Annotated in this window: 16 protein-coding genes; 2 read left to right on the top strand and 14 right to left on the bottom strand. The window is 60.9% G+C overall.

What is annotated here, in order from left to right; genetic code table 11:
• Positions 1-3: 3 nt before the first annotated feature.
• Positions 4-201 carry a hypothetical protein gene (locus FIV38_RS19600; RefSeq protein WP_092235561.1) on the bottom strand — a complete coding sequence of 66 codons (198 nt, stop codon included), beginning with the start codon at positions 199-201 and terminating at the stop codon, positions 4-6.
• Positions 201-650, bottom strand: a complete 450-nt coding sequence (locus FIV38_RS19595; protein WP_208602579.1) for a hypothetical protein — start codon at positions 648-650, stop codon at positions 201-203. Before FIV38_RS19595 ends, FIV38_RS19600 begins: the two co-directional genes overlap by 1 nt.
• Positions 651-1038: 388 nt before the next feature.
• On the opposite strand from FIV38_RS19595, the gene FIV38_RS19590 reads away from it, so the two are divergent.
• Positions 1039-1305, top strand: a complete 267-nt coding sequence (locus FIV38_RS19590; protein ID WP_092235554.1) for a hypothetical protein — start codon at positions 1039-1041, stop codon at positions 1303-1305.
• A gap of 67 nt (positions 1306-1372) precedes the next feature.
• On the top strand, positions 1373-1609 hold the full coding sequence (locus tag FIV38_RS19585; protein ID WP_029293048.1) for a DUF2789 domain-containing protein: 237 nt from the start codon (positions 1373-1375) through the stop codon (positions 1607-1609).
• Between the two features lie 7 nt (positions 1610-1616).
• On the opposite strand, the gene FIV38_RS19580 is transcribed toward FIV38_RS19585, so the two are convergent.
• The 12 genes from FIV38_RS19580 to iolE form a co-directional block, all read right to left on the bottom strand.
• Positions 1617-1820 carry a hypothetical protein gene (locus FIV38_RS19580; protein ID WP_029293050.1) on the bottom strand — a complete coding sequence of 68 codons (204 nt, stop codon included), beginning with the start codon at positions 1818-1820 and terminating at the stop codon, positions 1617-1619.
• A gap of 125 nt (positions 1821-1945) precedes the next feature.
• Positions 1946-3166, bottom strand: coding sequence for a methyl-accepting chemotaxis protein (locus FIV38_RS19575; RefSeq protein ID WP_420874891.1), 1221 nt, complete (start codon positions 3164-3166; stop codon positions 1946-1948).
• A 630-nt stretch (positions 3167-3796) separates the two neighbouring features.
• Positions 3797-4201 (bottom strand): TraR/DksA family transcriptional regulator, encoded by a 405-nt coding sequence (locus tag FIV38_RS19570; RefSeq protein WP_010173153.1) that lies wholly within the window; start codon positions 4199-4201, stop codon positions 3797-3799.
• Between the two features lie 438 nt (positions 4202-4639).
• Positions 4640-5677, bottom strand: a complete 1038-nt coding sequence (locus tag FIV38_RS19565; protein ID WP_029293056.1) for an ABC transporter permease — start codon at positions 5675-5677, stop codon at positions 4640-4642.
• A gap of 21 nt (positions 5678-5698) precedes the next feature.
• On the bottom strand, positions 5699-7237 hold the full coding sequence (locus tag FIV38_RS19560; RefSeq protein WP_092235547.1) for a sugar ABC transporter ATP-binding protein: 1539 nt from the start codon (positions 7235-7237) through the stop codon (positions 5699-5701).
• Between the two features lie 62 nt (positions 7238-7299).
• Positions 7300-8235 (bottom strand): sugar ABC transporter substrate-binding protein, encoded by a 936-nt coding sequence (locus FIV38_RS19555; protein WP_029293060.1) that lies wholly within the window; start codon positions 8233-8235, stop codon positions 7300-7302.
• A gap of 48 nt (positions 8236-8283) precedes the next feature.
• A complete protein-coding gene (locus tag FIV38_RS29990) occupies positions 8284-8457 on the bottom strand; it encodes a hypothetical protein (RefSeq protein ID WP_166647900.1) in 174 nt (57 codons plus the stop codon).
• A 144-nt stretch (positions 8458-8601) separates the two neighbouring features.
• Entirely contained in the window at positions 8602-9648 is a 1047-nt protein-coding gene (locus FIV38_RS19550; RefSeq protein ID WP_092235544.1) for a Gfo/Idh/MocA family protein, read from the bottom strand.
• A gap of 137 nt (positions 9649-9785) precedes the next feature.
• On the bottom strand, positions 9786-10796 hold the full coding sequence (gene iolG, locus FIV38_RS19545) for a bifunctional inositol 2-dehydrogenase/D-chiro-inositol 1-dehydrogenase (protein WP_029293063.1): 1011 nt from the start codon (positions 10794-10796) through the stop codon (positions 9786-9788).
• Between the two features lie 19 nt (positions 10797-10815).
• A complete protein-coding gene (gene iolD / locus FIV38_RS19540; RefSeq protein WP_092235541.1) occupies positions 10816-12747 on the bottom strand; it encodes a 3D-(3,5/4)-trihydroxycyclohexane-1,2-dione acylhydrolase (decyclizing) in 1932 nt (643 codons plus the stop codon).
• 33 nt (positions 12748-12780) lie between these two features.
• Positions 12781-13575 carry a 5-deoxy-glucuronate isomerase gene (iolB, locus tag FIV38_RS19535; RefSeq protein WP_092235538.1) on the bottom strand — a complete coding sequence of 265 codons (795 nt, stop codon included), beginning with the start codon at positions 13573-13575 and terminating at the stop codon, positions 12781-12783.
• A complete protein-coding gene (iolE, locus tag FIV38_RS19530; RefSeq protein WP_092235536.1) occupies positions 13572-14465 on the bottom strand; it encodes a myo-inosose-2 dehydratase in 894 nt (297 codons plus the stop codon). Before iolE ends, iolB begins: the two co-directional genes overlap by 4 nt.
• Positions 14466-14469: the final 4 nt, after the last annotated feature.

Here is a 14469-nt window from a genome sequence, read left to right as displayed (position 1 = left end):
TATTCAGGGCTGTTGGTGCAAACGCTGCAGCTCCCGGCGCACCATGCTGGCGTACTCGGCGGGCCGCAGTGCATAGAGTTGACTGGCGACCCAGCTCAACCAGGCGCCCTGCAGATCATCTTTGCGGGCAAGCAGTTCGGCGGCCTTGGCTTGGGCCTGCGCTTGGTGTTGCTGGTGAAACAGGGCCCGGCCTTCACTCATTATTCGCTGGCCTTGAAGCTCACCAGCTCACCCTTGCGCCACTTGGCGGCCTTGCCGGTCACGGCCTTGAGGGTTTTGCTCAGGCCTTCCTGCAATTGTTCATTGGCCGCGAACACCAGCATCACGCTGTTGCCTTCCTTGAACACAATGCCCTCGCCCTGCGCCGTGGAAACAAACGCGTAGTCCCCCAGGCCATAGACCGTCAACTTGATGTCGCGAAACTTAAGTTCGAACTTGCCACCTTCACGACTGGGCAGTACCGCCGCGCGAAAATGATCGCCGACCTTGAGTTCCAAACGCGGTTTGTCATCTACCACTAGCGCTGTTTCGGTATCGATTTCGGCAATGTAAATGCCTTCAGGGGTTTGTTCAGTGATGTAAACAAACCGCGACTGAAACTGTTTAACCAACTTCGCGCGCAAATCACCCAGCACGAACAATGCGTGCATATCCAGATTACTGACTGCCAAGGAAACGCCCCCACATCAAAAAAAGCGCTGCCCGCCAGGCAGGCAGCACAAAAAAGGCCGATACGGCACGACACATTGAAAAAACATACTGAAGTTGATTCCCGCCAGACTCGTACAGCCTGGCCTGACAGTCCTTGTACAAGTCGTCAGGCAGTGCAGCAAATCACAGGTTTATCGGCCAGAGAACACTGGACGCCCCACTTCAGAGAATACCCCATTTGAAAGAGTGGTTTCCGACAGCCAAAAACAACGGAAAAACGTTGGATGGAACCGAACGTGGGCTGCCAACAACAATATTAGAACAGCAACACGGCTTAAAACCACCCGAAATGCTGCAAGCAGGTCAACAGATCGACAGGAGCTGGCCATGCAACGAGTTCAACGCCAACCGACACAGACTTCCGGCACCCTGCCCTGCAAGGATAGCGCGCTATTCTACAGCGTGTACGCCCATGGCGTGTGCGCAGGTTTTGCACTGTACCGGGTCGTCCCGGCCGGGAGGAATTTTTTCCATATCCTGGAAGTGCCCAGTGGCAGGATCAAAGGCTTTCGCAGCGATCACAACAAGGCCTGTGCCTTGGCCAAGGAGTTGGAAGCGCTTCTGGGCAAGACGTCCCGTCAAGGCGTGGCTTGAACAAATCGAACTATGCGCGCTGGTGCGCCTCCCATACCCGTAGAGACTCACTCTTTTGGAGAATGAAATGGACGCGCCCACCCATACCCTGCACGACCTGTTCGAACAATTGGGGCTGGAAGCCTCGCCGGCGGCAATCGATCGTTTTATCGATCAACATCCCCTGGCAGAAGATGTGAAGCTGATCGACGCCCCCTTCTGGAGCCCGCAACAGGCGCAGTTCCTCAAGGAAGAACTACGCGAAGATGCGGACTGGGCGATTGCCGTGGATGAACTCAACCAGCGCCTGCACCAAAACGTTTAACCGCCACTCAATGCAGGCGGTCGGATTGCTCCAGGTCCAGCAGTGCCTGCCAGGCGGCACGGCATTCCTGGGCTTCGTCGCGGCTGGCGAAGGCCGTGCCGCGCTGTTCACCATTGAGCAACACCACCCAACAGGCCCTCAGGCCCAGCGCACGCAGGGTCTGTGGCACACCACTGCCAATCATCACCGCCACATCGACTTTGCTTTGCATGGACGTTCTCCGCAGGATTAGTTAGCTAGCTAACAATGTGCAGCATCTTAAGCGGTTCCTTTCGCTGGAAAAAGCTATCGGCGTAAAAGCTTCCTTGCATAACGCGCAACAATCGGTGCCTGGGCCTAGCGCCCTTCGGGTTTGTAGCCCAGGCGCAAGCCACCCCAATGTCGGCCATTGACCATGATCGGCACCGACAGATCGTGCATCAGCTCCCCGGTATCGCGGGTATAGGTTTGCAACAGCACCGCCTGCTGGTGACTGCCGCAGCGAATCCCGGTGCGGTCTTCAAATTTGCGCTTGGTACGATTGTTCACGGCATCCACCGCGGCATCGCCGGTCAGTGCCTGGGAAAACGCCTTGTTGTGCGTCGGCACGTAGCCCTGTGGTGTGCAGGCAATGGCGAACACCAAACCTTCGTGACGGGGCAGCAAGGCTTCCTGGATAGCCGGCAACACCTGGTCGGTGTAGCCGTCGAAACGGCTGTGGTATTTGGTTGGGTGGCTGTTGGCAATCGGGGTGTAGCTGCGATTGAACAAGTCATCGAGGGTGATGCGGTTCTGTTGGACATCCGCCTCGAACTGCGCGCCGATGCGGCTCGCGCCTTCGCGGGCCAAGTCGTAGATTCGTTGGTGATAGTCGTCCAGCCCGACTTCCGCCAGACGCTCGCTGATCGTTTCGGCCTGCCCTTCCATTTGCACCGCGGCCTCGGCCAACTGCTGGGTTTGCTGGTCGCTGACGGTCAAGTCGCTACGCATCTGCTCCACCGCGTGGAACAGGCTGTCGAGTTGCACCCGATTGGTCTCCGTGCCCTGGGCAATGGCGTTGACCTGGCCTTCCACGCCCGCCGCCAAGGTGGCAATGCTCTCCAGTTGCTCGCCGGCGTGCTCCACCTGCTCGACACCAGCCTGCAGATCCACGGACAGTTGGCGGATTTGCTCTACCACCTGCGCGGTACGTTGCTGGATATCAGCCACCATCACCCCCACTTCATCGGTGGCGGTCGCCGTACGACCCGCCAGCCCACGCACTTCATCGGCCACCACGGCGAACCCGCGCCCATGCTCGCCGGCACGGGCGGCTTCAATGGCGGCATTCAAGGCCAACAGGTTGGTCTGGCTGGCGATGGACTGAATCACCAGGGTCACGCGCTGGATCTCTTCGCTGCGCTGACTCAGGGCCTCGATCAATTGCCGGCTATCACTGGCGCGCTGGCTGAGTTGATGCATGCGGCTGATGGACTCCCCCAGCACCGCGCGCCCCTCGGTGCTGCGCTGATGGGCCTGGCCCGCCGCGCCGAGGGCTTCACGACTGAGTTGGGATGTCAGCTGCTCGGTGCCAATCATCACTTCGGCACTGCTGACAATTTGCTGGGCGGCGCCCAATTGCGATTGCACCCGGGCCGCCAGTTGCTTGACCGAATAGGCCACGCCAGCGGCTGACAACGCATTATGGCTGGTGGTGTAGGACAAATCGCGAGTCAACGCGCCCATGGCATCCTCGGCCACATCAGGCGCGAGGCTGCGCGGCGTTTTTTTCAGGCGCGGCAGCCAGACCAGCAGCAGGGCGACGGGCACGCAGAGGTAGATCGACAGGTCGACAAACGCCAGGCCCAACAGGACCAGCACCAGGGCGATGCTTTGCAGGAGCGGTGTTACCCAGCCAGGCAGTTGGCGGCTCACCGCGTGCGGCGCCACGACGGCGCCCATCAGAGATCCATCCCCGGCCATGCTTGTCACCCCACTGCTTGTCATTATTGTCTCTGCATTAAACGCCACTAATTAGCCATTATCTATGGGCCTTTGGTGTTAGGGCTTGCAGCAGATCAATAGACTGGGGGATGAGGTTGCTGACGCTCACCTGATGTAGGAGCGAACTTGCTTGCGAAGAACTCAGGGACAACACGTTTATCCAGAATACACGTGTAATCGTTGACGACTTTCGCGAGCAAGCTCGCTCCTACAGGGGCGGACAGATCAGGCTTGGCGCTGATGCTTGTCGATTTGCTCGTGGCGCTCTTGCGCTTCGATGCAGTATTTGGTGGTCGGGCTGATCAGCAGGCGCTTGAGGCCGATAGGCTCGCCGCTGTCGTCACACCAGCCAAAGGAATCTTCCTTGATCCGGCCCAGGGCCTGCTCAAGTTGCGGCAGCATGCGCTGGTCACGGTCGATGGCATTGACCAACCAGGTGCGCTCTTCTTCTACCGAAGCTGCATCAGCCGGGTCAGCCGGGGTATCCAGGCTTTCAATGGCGATGCGGTTCTGCTCAATGCGCTCGTGGTGCTCGACTTTCATGTCTTGCAACAACTGCTCGAAAAAAGCGTGCTGCTCGGCATTCATGTAGTCATCCGCCGGCATGGCCAGCAACTTTTCCTTTGTCATTGATTTCTCTATAAAAAATACGTGCATTAAGGCGAATAAGGGAGCGTTCCGGCCAACCTCTGCAGATCGGGGAAAGACGCCGTCCATTCCAAGCGCCACCCGGCACTCAATTTACGAGGGGCGGCAGTCTACGGCTGACTTGAGGGCGCAGCAACTGAAATGACAGGCAATTTGTCCGACATTCCCCCAAAAGGCACCAGGACGGGCTCGGCAGGCGGTTATCGGAGTGCGTTTATAGCAAGAAATTCAGTGTTGTGGAGCTATATAGAAGACAAACGGTTAGCGAACGGCTACCGGTGGACAGATGTAGGAGCGGGCTTGCCCGCGATGGCGGTGGGTCAGTCAACTGTTTATCAACTGGCCCACCGCTATCGCGGGCAAGCCCGCTCCCACACAAGCCAAGCCCGGATTTTGAGCTTTTATAGGTTCAGGACCCGCTCAGCGCTTGAGCTTGCGCTTGTTGCGGTACTGGTCGATCACCACTGCCACCACGATGATCAGGCCCTTGATGATGTCCTGGATGTAGGCATCCACCCCCACGAAGGTAAACCCGCTGGCCATCACCCCGAGGATCAGCGCGCCAATCACCGTGCCGGTGATGCGCCCTACCCCGCCCGCCAGGCTGGTACCGCCGATCACCGCAGCGGCAATCGCGTCCAGCTCATAAGACATGCCCATCCCGGCCTGCCCGGTCGCCGCACGGGCCGAGGCCACCACACCGGCCAGCCCCGCCAGCAGCCCGGCGATGCTGTAGACGATGATCAAATGCCGCTTGACGTTGATTCCCGAGGTACGCGCCGCCTGCATATTGCCGCCGATGGCGTAGGTGTACTTGCCGTACTTGGTGTAGCGCAGGGCAATGTGGAAGATCACCGCCACCACCAGGAAAATGATCACCGGCATCGCGCCATGGCCGATGGCCGTGTAGGAATCCGACAGCATGCTCACCGGCTGGCCCTCGGTGTAATAGCGCGCCAGGCCGCGGGCCGACACCATCATGCCAAGGGTCGCGATAAACGGCGGGATCCCGGTAATGGCGATGATGCTGCCGTTGATCGCCCCCGCCAGCAGGCCCACGCCCAGCCCGGCCACCACCGGGATCCACACCGGCAAGTCCGTCAGCGATGGAAACACCGCGCGGGAAAAGTCCGAAGTTTGCGCCAGGCTCGCGGCAATCATCGCCGACAGCGCCAGCACCGAGCCCGAGGACAGGTCGATCCCCGTGGTAATGATCACCTGGGTCACGCCAATCGCCAGCAAGCCGATAATCGACACCTGCAGGATCATCAGTACCAGGCGCTGGGAGTTCATCAAAAAGCTCTGGTCCCGCACGATCCAGCCAAACACTTCAAACACCAGGCCGATACCGATCAGCACCAGGAAAATGCTCAACTCGGTCGGAAACCGCCGCCGACTCTTTACCGGTGCCGTGGCGGGCTTCTTTTCCTCGGGTTTGCTTTCCAGTATTGCGTTCATTACCCGTCACCTTTTTATTGGTTAGTGGACTGCCGTCATACCGGAAGCCAACTGCATGACTTTTTCCTGGGTGGCCTCGGCCCGGTCCAGGGTGCCCATCAAATCGCCTTCGTGCATCACCATCACCCGGTCGCTCATGCCCAGCACTTCCGGCAGCTCCGAAGAAATCATGATCACCGCCATGCCCTCGCTGGCCAGGAAGGCGATCAAGCGATAGATCTCCGCCTTGGCGCCGACGTCGATGCCACGGGTCGGTTCATCGAGGATCAACAGCCCTGGCTTGGTCATCAGCCAGCGCGCCAACAGGGCCTTTTGCTGATTGCCGCCAGACAGGGTGTCGATGCACTGCTCAAGGGAGGGGGTTTTTACCCGCAGCTTCTTGCACATTTCTTCGCACAAGGCCCGCAAGGCTTTTTGCTGGATGAAGCCATTGCCCGAGTAATGGGGCAGCACCGCCATTTCCATGTTTTCCAGGACTGACAGGCACGGGAACAGGCCGGTGAGCTTGCGATCCTCGGTCAACAGCGCAAAGCCCTGCTTGATAGCCATGTGCGGGTCACTGATGCGCAGCACCTGGCCGTCGAGGCGGATTTCGCCGCCGTCGCTTGGGGTAATGCCGAAGATCGTTTCCGCCACATTGGTACGGCCCGACCCCATCAGCCCGGCAATGCCGAGGATTTCACCGGCATGCAGGTCGAAGGACACGCCCTGGAACACCCCATCCAGACGCAGGTCGCGCACCGACAGCAGCAACTCGCCAATGGGTGTGTCGCGCACCGGGAACAGCTGGCTCAATTCACGCCCGACCATCATCGAGATCAAGCTGTCGCTGTCCATGCTGTCGGCCCGTTGCAGGCCGATATAGGCGCCGTCGCGAAACACCGCCACTTCATCGGCGATCGCAAACACTTCATTCATTTTATGGGTGATATAGATGATGCCTTTGCCCTGGGCCTTGAGGTCGGCAATGATCGAAAACAGATGGGCCACTTCCTTGTCGGTAATCGCCGACGTCGGCTCATCCATGATCAGGATGTCGGAGTCGTAGGACACCGCCTTGGCAATCTCCACCATCTGCCGCTCGGCAATGCTCAGATTGCCGACCTGCTCCTCGGGGTCGAGGTTGATCCGCAGCCGCGCCAGCAACTCGGCGGTACAGCGGTGCATGGCCCGGTGGTTGACCAGGCGCAGGCCATTGAGCTGCTCGCGGCCGATCCAGATATTCTCGGCGATGCTCATATGGGGCATCAGGTTGAGTTCCTGGTGGATCATCGCGATACCCGACTGCAAGGCGGCCAGGGGCGTATCAAATACCACCGGCTTGCCCCGCAGGCGGATTTCGCCGGCATCAGGCTGGTAAATGCCGGCGATGATTTTCATCAGCGTCGACTTGCCGGCGCCGTTCTCCCCCATCAGCGCCAGGACCGAGCCGGGGCGCACCCGCAGTTGCACATCGTCCAGGGCCACGACGCCGGGAAAGCCTTTACTGATATGGGCGATTTCCAGCAGGTAGGGTTGTTCCAGACCTGTGGGCTGCAAAGCAGTCGCTTGAGCGAGCATATCGGGGCTCCATCGGCAGGGCGATCGTGACCACCCTGCTGGCTTATTGTTGTGATTGAACGCTATTTGAATGACGCGACATTGTCCGGGGTGATCAGTTGGAAAGGCACCACGACGTTTGGTTCGACCGCCTCGCCCCTGGCCATTTTCACCGCCGCCTCCACCGAACCGACCGCCTGCCCCTTGGCATCCTGGAACACCGAGAGCGCCATCTCACCCTTGGTAATCGCATTCAACCCGTCGGGCGTGCCATCAACCCCGCCAATCAATACGCTACCCGGTTTGACGCCGGCGGTTTTCAACGCCATGGCCGCGCCAATCGCCATTTCATCGTTGTTGGCGACCACCGCATTGAACTCACGGCCCTGGGTCAGCCAATCGTTCACCAGGGTCATGCCCTTGTCCCGCAGCCAGATCCCGGTCTGCTCCTGCTCAATCTTGATATCCGGATACTTACCCAGGATCTCCTTGACGCCCTTGGTGCGATTGGTCGTCGAGTTATTGGCCAGGTCGCCCAGCAAAATCACGATTTTGCCTTTGCCACCCATCTTTTCGGCCAGGTACTGCATTTGCAGCTTGCCGGCCTCGACGTCATTGGACGTCACCGTCACCACCCCCTTGGGCAGGTCGGTCTGATCCGGGCGGCGGTTGACGTACACCAGCGGGATACCGGCTGCCACAGCGGCTTTGGTGATGCGCGCGGTAGAGGCCGTGTCCACCGGGTTGACCACCATGGCATCGACTTTCTGGCTGATAAAGTTCTCGACCTGGCTCAGTTGCTTGACCACGTCGGCGCGGGCATCTTCGAACTGCAATTGCACACCATCGCCCTTGGGGTAGGACTTGGCCTGCTTGTCCATATCTTCACGCAGGTAAGTGAGAAAGGTGTCGTCGAACTGCGACATGCTGACGCCAATCTTGATATCGGCGGCCGCGGCCACGCCACTGGCGAGCATCATCGACAAGGCCAGCGAGGCGAAACGGATCTGGGTCTTCATGAACGGTCTGTCTCCACTTTCTTGTTGGTTTTCTGGAAGTAGCGTCTATCAGAGCGATGAGTTTGCGGCAGGCAGCCGTACCACCGGCGCACCTGGAATGCAGCACACCAGGGCGCCCTTGCTTTCGACGCAAAGGACATTGAGAAAAGAAAAATAGAAGGGTCGTGTGCGGGGCGGGAAGGCAGTACGTAACACGCGCAGTACAGCGTTGAAGATTTTCATCTGACGGTACCTGGTTGTTTTGATCTTGTTTTTGTTGAGTCCCCAAGCCTTCTTTATAAAGGAAGGTCGAGAGGGACTTTCGGCAACCTGGAAATGACTTTATTGGAAAATAATTTCCATATCAACTGATTTTAGAATTTTATTCTATTTCCACTCTCGGCCTTCCAGCGTCGCCATCTCCACCACTTGCCGGCGCTCGGCGCTGAGCCTGGCGGCATCCAGTACATGGGTGGTTTCCCAGGCATCCCTGGCCTGCACCGGTAACTCGCCCTGGCCTTGGACGGCGCTTTGCAACTGGCGATAGAACTGGTTCCAGGCGCCCTTTTCCGAGGGGATACGCTCGCGTTCCGCGCCCTGTTCAAACCAGCCCCAGCGTCGGTGTTCTTCGGCGCCCCAGTGTTCGCCCTCGGTCTTTGGATTCTTGCCGGCCAACAGCGCCTCCTCCTGGCCGTCCAGGCCTTCGACGGTATAGCAACCCGCCGTGCCATTGACCCGCAAGCGCGGGGCCGGGCAGTTTTGCAGGGCGCTGCCCCACAGGTGGGATATCACCCCGTTGACGTGGGTCAGGCAGACGAAGAAGCCATGATCGAGCGTGGGGTGTTCGGCGCTGTACTGCAATTGCGCAAACACCCGCTCCACCGGGCCGAACAGTTGCAAGGCCTGGTCCACCAGATGGCTGCCCAGGTCCCGCAGGAACCCGCCGCCACTGGCATTGCCCAGCGCGTGTGGGGTGTAGCGTTCCACACGGGACTCAAAGCGGGTGATGGTGCCCAGGGCGCCAGCGTCGATCAGCTTGCGCAAGGTGAGGTAATCGGAGTCCCAACGCCGGTTCTGGTAGACGCTGAGCTTCACCCCCTCGCGCTCGGCGGCGGTAATCAGCGCGCGGGCCTGCTCGGCATTGCTGGCAAAAGGTTTGTCGCTGACCACCGCCACACCGTATTCGATAGCCTCCAGCACCAGCGCCGGGCGGCCCTTGAGGGTGGTGGAAATCACCAGCACATCCACCCCGGCCTCGACGATCTGCCCAATGCTGTCGAAGGCGGGCAATCCGGGATGCTCCGTCGCCAGTTGCTGGCGCCGCTCGGGGGAGCGTGTCACCACGCCAACAAACGTCGCCCCAGGCAATGTGGCAATCAGCGGGGCATGAAAAAAACGGCCACCGTGGCCGTACCCAACCAGTCCGATGCGCATGAACCAACTCCTCTTCGTGATCTGCAAACCCAATCAAAATGTAGGAGCTGGCTTGCCGGCGATGGCGGTGGATCAGGTTAGAAATACTTGACTGATCCAACGCCATCGCCGGCAAGCCAGCTCCTACATTGACCGCGCTAGCCGTAGAACGCCGGGCGATCCGGCAAGCTGACCTTGACGATCTGCCCACTGCCCTGGGCCTCGATACACGCATCCGCCGCCACTGCCGCGGCAAACCCGTCCCAGGCCGATGGCCCACCCACCTGGCCGGCACGCACGCCATCGATAAAGGCCTGCAGCTCGACGTCATAGGCGGCGATAAAGCGGTCTTTCCAATCCATCAAAATCGCATTCGACAGCTTGGCGCCGCTGCGCAATTGCACCTGGGACGGCTCCGGCAATTTGGCAATCCCGGTCTCCCCCACCACTTCACACTGGATGTCGTAGCCGTACTGGCAGTTCACAAACACTTCCACATCGATCCGCGTGCCCCTGGCGGTTTCCAGCAGCACGATCTGCGGGTCGCGCAAATGGCTCAGGGCCTTGCTGGTTTTACGCGGGAACACCACCTGCACCGACACATAGTCATCGGCCAGCAACCAGCGCAGCACGTCCAGTTCGTGGATCAAGGTGTCGGTAATAGCCATGCCGGTGTTGTAGTTCTCGCCCACCGTCGGGTTGCGGTGGGCGCAGTGCAGCATCAGCGGCTCACCGATCTGGCCGCTGTCGATGACCGCCTTGAGGGCTTGATAACCCTGGTCGTACGGGCGCATGAATCCGACCTGGACCAGGCGCTTGCCGTGGGCTACCTCGGCCTCGACGATGTTGCGGCAGCCCCGGGCCGTGACTGCCAGGGGCTTTTCGCAGAACACCGGTTTGCCCGCGGCAATCGCCGCCAGTACAAACTCCTCGTGGCTCGGCCCCCAGGAGGTGACCAACACCGCCTCGACCTGCGCCGACTGGATCAGCGCATGACCATCGGCGTACACCTCGGCATTGAGTTGCAGGTCCGCCACCACCTGGGCCGCCTGTTCAAGGTTGATATCGGTGACCGCCACCACCTGGCTGTTGAGCAAGGTCTGGCTGCAACGGCGGATATGGTCCCGGCCGATCGCGCCCGTACCGATCACACCCAGCTTCAAAGACATGGCAACACTCCTCTTATTGTCAGTACTGCCGGGCCTTGGCCAGGCGTTCATTGAGTTGTTTGGCGCAGGCATTGGTGCGCTCGCTGGTGGACACCTGGGCCACACCGACCCGCCACCACGACAGGTAGCCGTGGATCATGGTCTTGGGCAAAACCTTGATGTCGATCAGCGTCGACACGCTTTGCCCGCGTGCATCGGCCAACGCGGCGTGCAGTTGCGCAAGGGTTGTGACCTTGTAGGTCTTGCAGCCATAGGCCGCTGCGCTCATGGCGAAATCCACCGGCACCAGGCCGCCATCGAGCTTGCCGCTGTCAGGGTTGCGGAAGCGGAACTCGGTGCCGAAGCTGTCCATGCCGTTGCCCATCTGCAGGTTGTTGATGCACCCGAAGGCCATGTTGTCCAGCAGCACCACGTTGATCTTGCGCCGCTCCTGGATCGAGGTCGCCAGCTCCGAATGCAGCATCATGTAGGAGCCATCGCCGACCAGGGCGTAGACCTCGCGCGCAGGCTCCGCCAGCTTCACGCCCAGGGCCGCGTTGATCTCGTAGCCCATGCACGAATAGCCGTACTCCACGTGATAGGTGTTAACCCCCTTGCTGCGCCAACTGCGCTGCAAATCCCCCGGCAGGCTGCCGGCGGCGGCGACAATCACCGCGTCGTCGGCCAGGGTCTGGTTGAGCACACCCAGTACCTGGCTCTGGGTCAGGCAGGAGCCGGTCAGCTCGATAAATTCGCGCAGCACCGCCGGGTCCATGTGGTCATTGATCTCGGGGGTGAAGTCGGCGTCGGTGTAGCGCGCCTGATAGACCCGGTCGACCTCGGCATCCCCTTGCGCACGGGCCAGGCGTGGCTGCTCGCCCCATTGCGCGGTGTAATCGCCCAGCGCGTCGGCCAGTGCCAGCAGCCCGACCCTGGCATCGGCCAACACCTGGACCCCGTCGAGTTTCAGCACATCGCCAGGGCTGATATTGAGGTTGAGAAACTGCACCTCGGGGTGTTGGAACAGCGATTTTGAGGAGGTGGTGAAATCGCTGTAGCGCGTGCCAACGCCGATGATCAGGTCGGCGTCCCGGGCCAGCAGGTTGGCGGCCAAACACCCGGTTTCGCCGATGCCACCGACATTCAAGGGGTGGCTGGAGACGATGGCGCTCTTGCCGGCCTGAGTCTCGGCAAAGGGGATCTGAAAGCGCTCGGCAAACGCTTGCAGCGCGGCATTCGCGCCGGAGTACTTGACCCCGCCACCGCAGATAATCAGCGGCTTGCGCTTGGATTTGAGCAGCGCGGCGGCATCTTGCAGCATCGCGTCGGTGGCCGGGCGGCGGTCCAGGCGGTGCACGCGTTTTTGCAGGAAGTAATCGGGGTAATCCCAGGCCTCGGCCTGCACGTCCTGGGGCAAGGCCAGGGTCACGGCGCCGGTTTCGGCCGGGTCGGTCAACACGCGCATGGCGTGGATCGCCGCACTCATCAACTGCTCGGGGCGGTTGATACGGTCCCAGTATTTGCTCACGGCGCGAAACGCATCGTTGGTGCTGATACTCAGGTCATGGAATTGTTCGATCTGCTGCAACACCGGGTCCGGCTGGCGACAGGCATACACATCGCCCGGCAGCAGCAACAGCGGGATGCGATTGGCCGTGGCGGTCGCGGCAGCGGTGAGCATATTCGCCGCGCCGGGGCCGACCGACGCCGTACAGGCGTAGATCTTGCGCCGCAGGTGCTGCTTGGCAAAACCAATCGCGGCATGGGCCATGCCCTGCTCGTTGCGGCCCTGATGCACCACCAGGTCGCCACTGTCCTGCTCCAGGGCCTGGCCCAGGCCCAATACATTGCCGTGGCCAAAAATGGTGAACACCCCAGCGACGAACTTGCTCTGCACGCCATCGACTTCGATGTACTGGTTATCGAGAAACTTCACCAGGGCCTGGGCCATGGTCAATCGGGTTGTGGTCATGTTTGGCACCCGTGTCTTTTGGATTTGGCGTCGTTAGAGATCCAGCAACCAACTGTGCTGCGGGTCGTTGTGAAAGTGCCAGGCGCGCTTGGGCCCGGCCATCACGTTCAAGTAATACGATTCGTAGCCATACGGCACGCTGACCGGGTGATAGCCCTTGGGCACCACCACCAGGTCGTGGTTTTCCACGGCCATGGCCTGGTCGATGCTGCGGTCGTCGGTGTACACCCGCTGGAACACAAAGCCCTGGGGCGGGTTGACCTGGTGGTAATAGGTCTCTTCCAGAAAGCTCTGGTGCGGCAGGTCATCGGTATCGTGCTTGTGCGGCGGGTAGCTGGACGAATGCCCGGACGGCGTGCGCACCTCCACCACCAGCAGCGAATGAGCCGGTTCGCTATCGGGCAGGATGTCGCAGACATAGCGGGTGTTGGCGCCCTTGCCGCGCACGCTGCGCTTGCAGTGCTCGGGGCGGATCAGCCGGGGCGCAAGACCGGCGGCAGCAGAGCCCGGCGCAGCGCACACGGCGATCTGCACATCGCTCAGGGCCGTCACCTGGGCAACCGTGTTTGGCGGCAGGTAGGCTGCGAACGGCGATTTATCCTCGAACACCGACCGGCGATCCCCGAGGTTCTGCCAACTGAAACCTTCGCCGTCGATCGTCACCCGGCCACTGAGCAGCACCAGGCACAGCTCTTTGTCGTCGGCACTGACCGCCAGCGTTTGCCCCAGGCCCAGGCGGTAAGCGCTAAACCCCACATACTCCAGGCCGCCGGCCGGCAGCGCGACCAGGGTTTGCCCGCGGGGCGTGCTTTTGACCAACAGGCTCATTGTCCGGCCCTCGCATCCAACAGCGCGCGCAAGGTATCGAAGCCTTTTTTCGCATAGACATAGCTGGGCGCCACAGCCGGATCCTGCTCGGCCTCCACCACCAACCAGCCGCTGTAGCCGGCGCCCAGCAGCACGTCCAGCAACTCGGCAAAGTCGATATCGCCATCGCCGGGCACGGTGAAGGTGCCGTTGACGATGCAGTCGGGGAAGCTCCACATCTGGTTGCGCGCCAGTTGCACCACCGGTTTGCGCACGTCCTTGAAATGCACATGGCAGATACGGTCCAGGTGCTTGCGCAGCACCTCCACCGGTTCGCCGCCCCCCATATAGCAGTGCCCCGAATCGAACAGCAGGCCAACCTCGGGGCCAGTGAGGCGCATCAGGGTGTCGATGTCTTCCGGGGATTCGACATAGGCGCCCATATGGTGGTGATAGGCCAGGCGCACGCCCTGGGACAGGGTAAAGCGCGCCAGTTCGGTGAGCTTGTCGGCATAGGCCTGCCAAGCCTGTTCGCTGTGAAAGCGCGGGCGCTCGAGCAGGCGGATCGGCGCGCCCTGGATCGAGTCGGCCACCTCGCCGTAGACCAGCACCGTGGCGCCATTGTCGCGCAGCAGTTGCACATGGCTGGCGATGGCGTCGATTTCTTCCGCCACCGAGCGCCGGGCCAGGCGGCTGGAGTACCAGCCGGAGACCAGCGCCAGGTCGTAGGGACGCAACACATCACCCACGCCCTTGGCGTCCTTGGGGAATTTGCCGTTGAGCTCGAAACCTGCGTAGCCAATGGCCTTGCCTTCGCCGAGCGCGGTGCTCAAGGGCGTCTCGCCGCCCAGGGCCGGCAGGTCGTCGTTGCTCCAGGAGATGGGGTTGATGCCAATACGGATTGCGGGCATGGCT

This window comes from Pseudomonas proteolytica (assembly GCF_007858275.1).
GTDB classification, from domain to species: Bacteria; Pseudomonadota; Gammaproteobacteria; order Pseudomonadales; family Pseudomonadaceae; genus Aquipseudomonas; species Aquipseudomonas proteolytica.
The sequence above is the reverse complement of the archived record's forward strand: the minus strand, read 5'-3'. Positions and strand labels throughout refer to the sequence as shown.

Bases quoted from the DNA above. Each gene is read 5' to 3' on its own strand.
- FIV38_RS19565 (WP_029293056.1), bottom strand. From the start codon at position 5,677: ATGAACGCAATACTGGAAAGCAAACCCGAGGAAAAGAAGCCCGCCACG.
- FIV38_RS19570 (WP_010173153.1), bottom strand. From the start codon at position 4,201: ATGACAAAGGAAAAGTTGCTGGCCATGCCGGCGGATGACTACATGAAT.
- FIV38_RS19600 (WP_092235561.1), bottom strand. From the start codon at position 201: ATGAGTGAAGGCCGGGCCCTGTTTCACCAGCAACACCAAGCGCAGGCC.
- FIV38_RS19590 (WP_092235554.1), top strand. From the start codon at position 1,039: ATGCAACGAGTTCAACGCCAACCGACACAGACTTCCGGCACCCTGCCC.
- iolD (WP_092235541.1), bottom strand. From the start codon at position 12,747: ATGACCACAACCCGATTGACCATGGCCCAGGCCCTGGTGAAGTTTCTC.
- FIV38_RS19595 (WP_208602579.1), bottom strand. From the start codon at position 650: ATGCACGCATTGTTCGTGCTGGGTGATTTGCGCGCGAAGTTGGTTAAA.
- iolE (WP_092235536.1), bottom strand. From the start codon at position 14,465: ATGCCCGCAATCCGTATTGGCATCAACCCCATCTCCTGGAGCAACGAC.
- FIV38_RS19580 (WP_029293050.1), bottom strand. From the start codon at position 1,820: ATGCAAAGCAAAGTCGATGTGGCGGTGATGATTGGCAGTGGTGTGCCA.
- iolB (WP_092235538.1), bottom strand. From the start codon at position 13,575: ATGAGCCTGTTGGTCAAAAGCACGCCCCGCGGGCAAACCCTGGTCGCG.
- FIV38_RS19575 (WP_420874891.1), bottom strand. From the start codon at position 3,166: ATGATTGGCACCGAGCAGCTGACATCCCAACTCAGTCGTGAAGCCCTC.
- FIV38_RS19585 (WP_029293048.1), top strand. From the start codon at position 1,373: ATGGACGCGCCCACCCATACCCTGCACGACCTGTTCGAACAATTGGGG.
- FIV38_RS29990 (WP_166647900.1), bottom strand. From the start codon at position 8,457: ATGAAAATCTTCAACGCTGTACTGCGCGTGTTACGTACTGCCTTCCCG.
- FIV38_RS19550 (WP_092235544.1), bottom strand. From the start codon at position 9,648: ATGCGCATCGGACTGGTTGGGTACGGCCACGGTGGCCGTTTTTTTCAT.
- iolG (WP_029293063.1), bottom strand. From the start codon at position 10,796: ATGTCTTTGAAGCTGGGTGTGATCGGTACGGGCGCGATCGGCCGGGAC.
- FIV38_RS19560 (WP_092235547.1), bottom strand. From the start codon at position 7,237: ATGCTCGCTCAAGCGACTGCTTTGCAGCCCACAGGTCTGGAACAACCC.
- FIV38_RS19555 (WP_029293060.1), bottom strand. From the start codon at position 8,235: ATGAAGACCCAGATCCGTTTCGCCTCGCTGGCCTTGTCGATGATGCTC.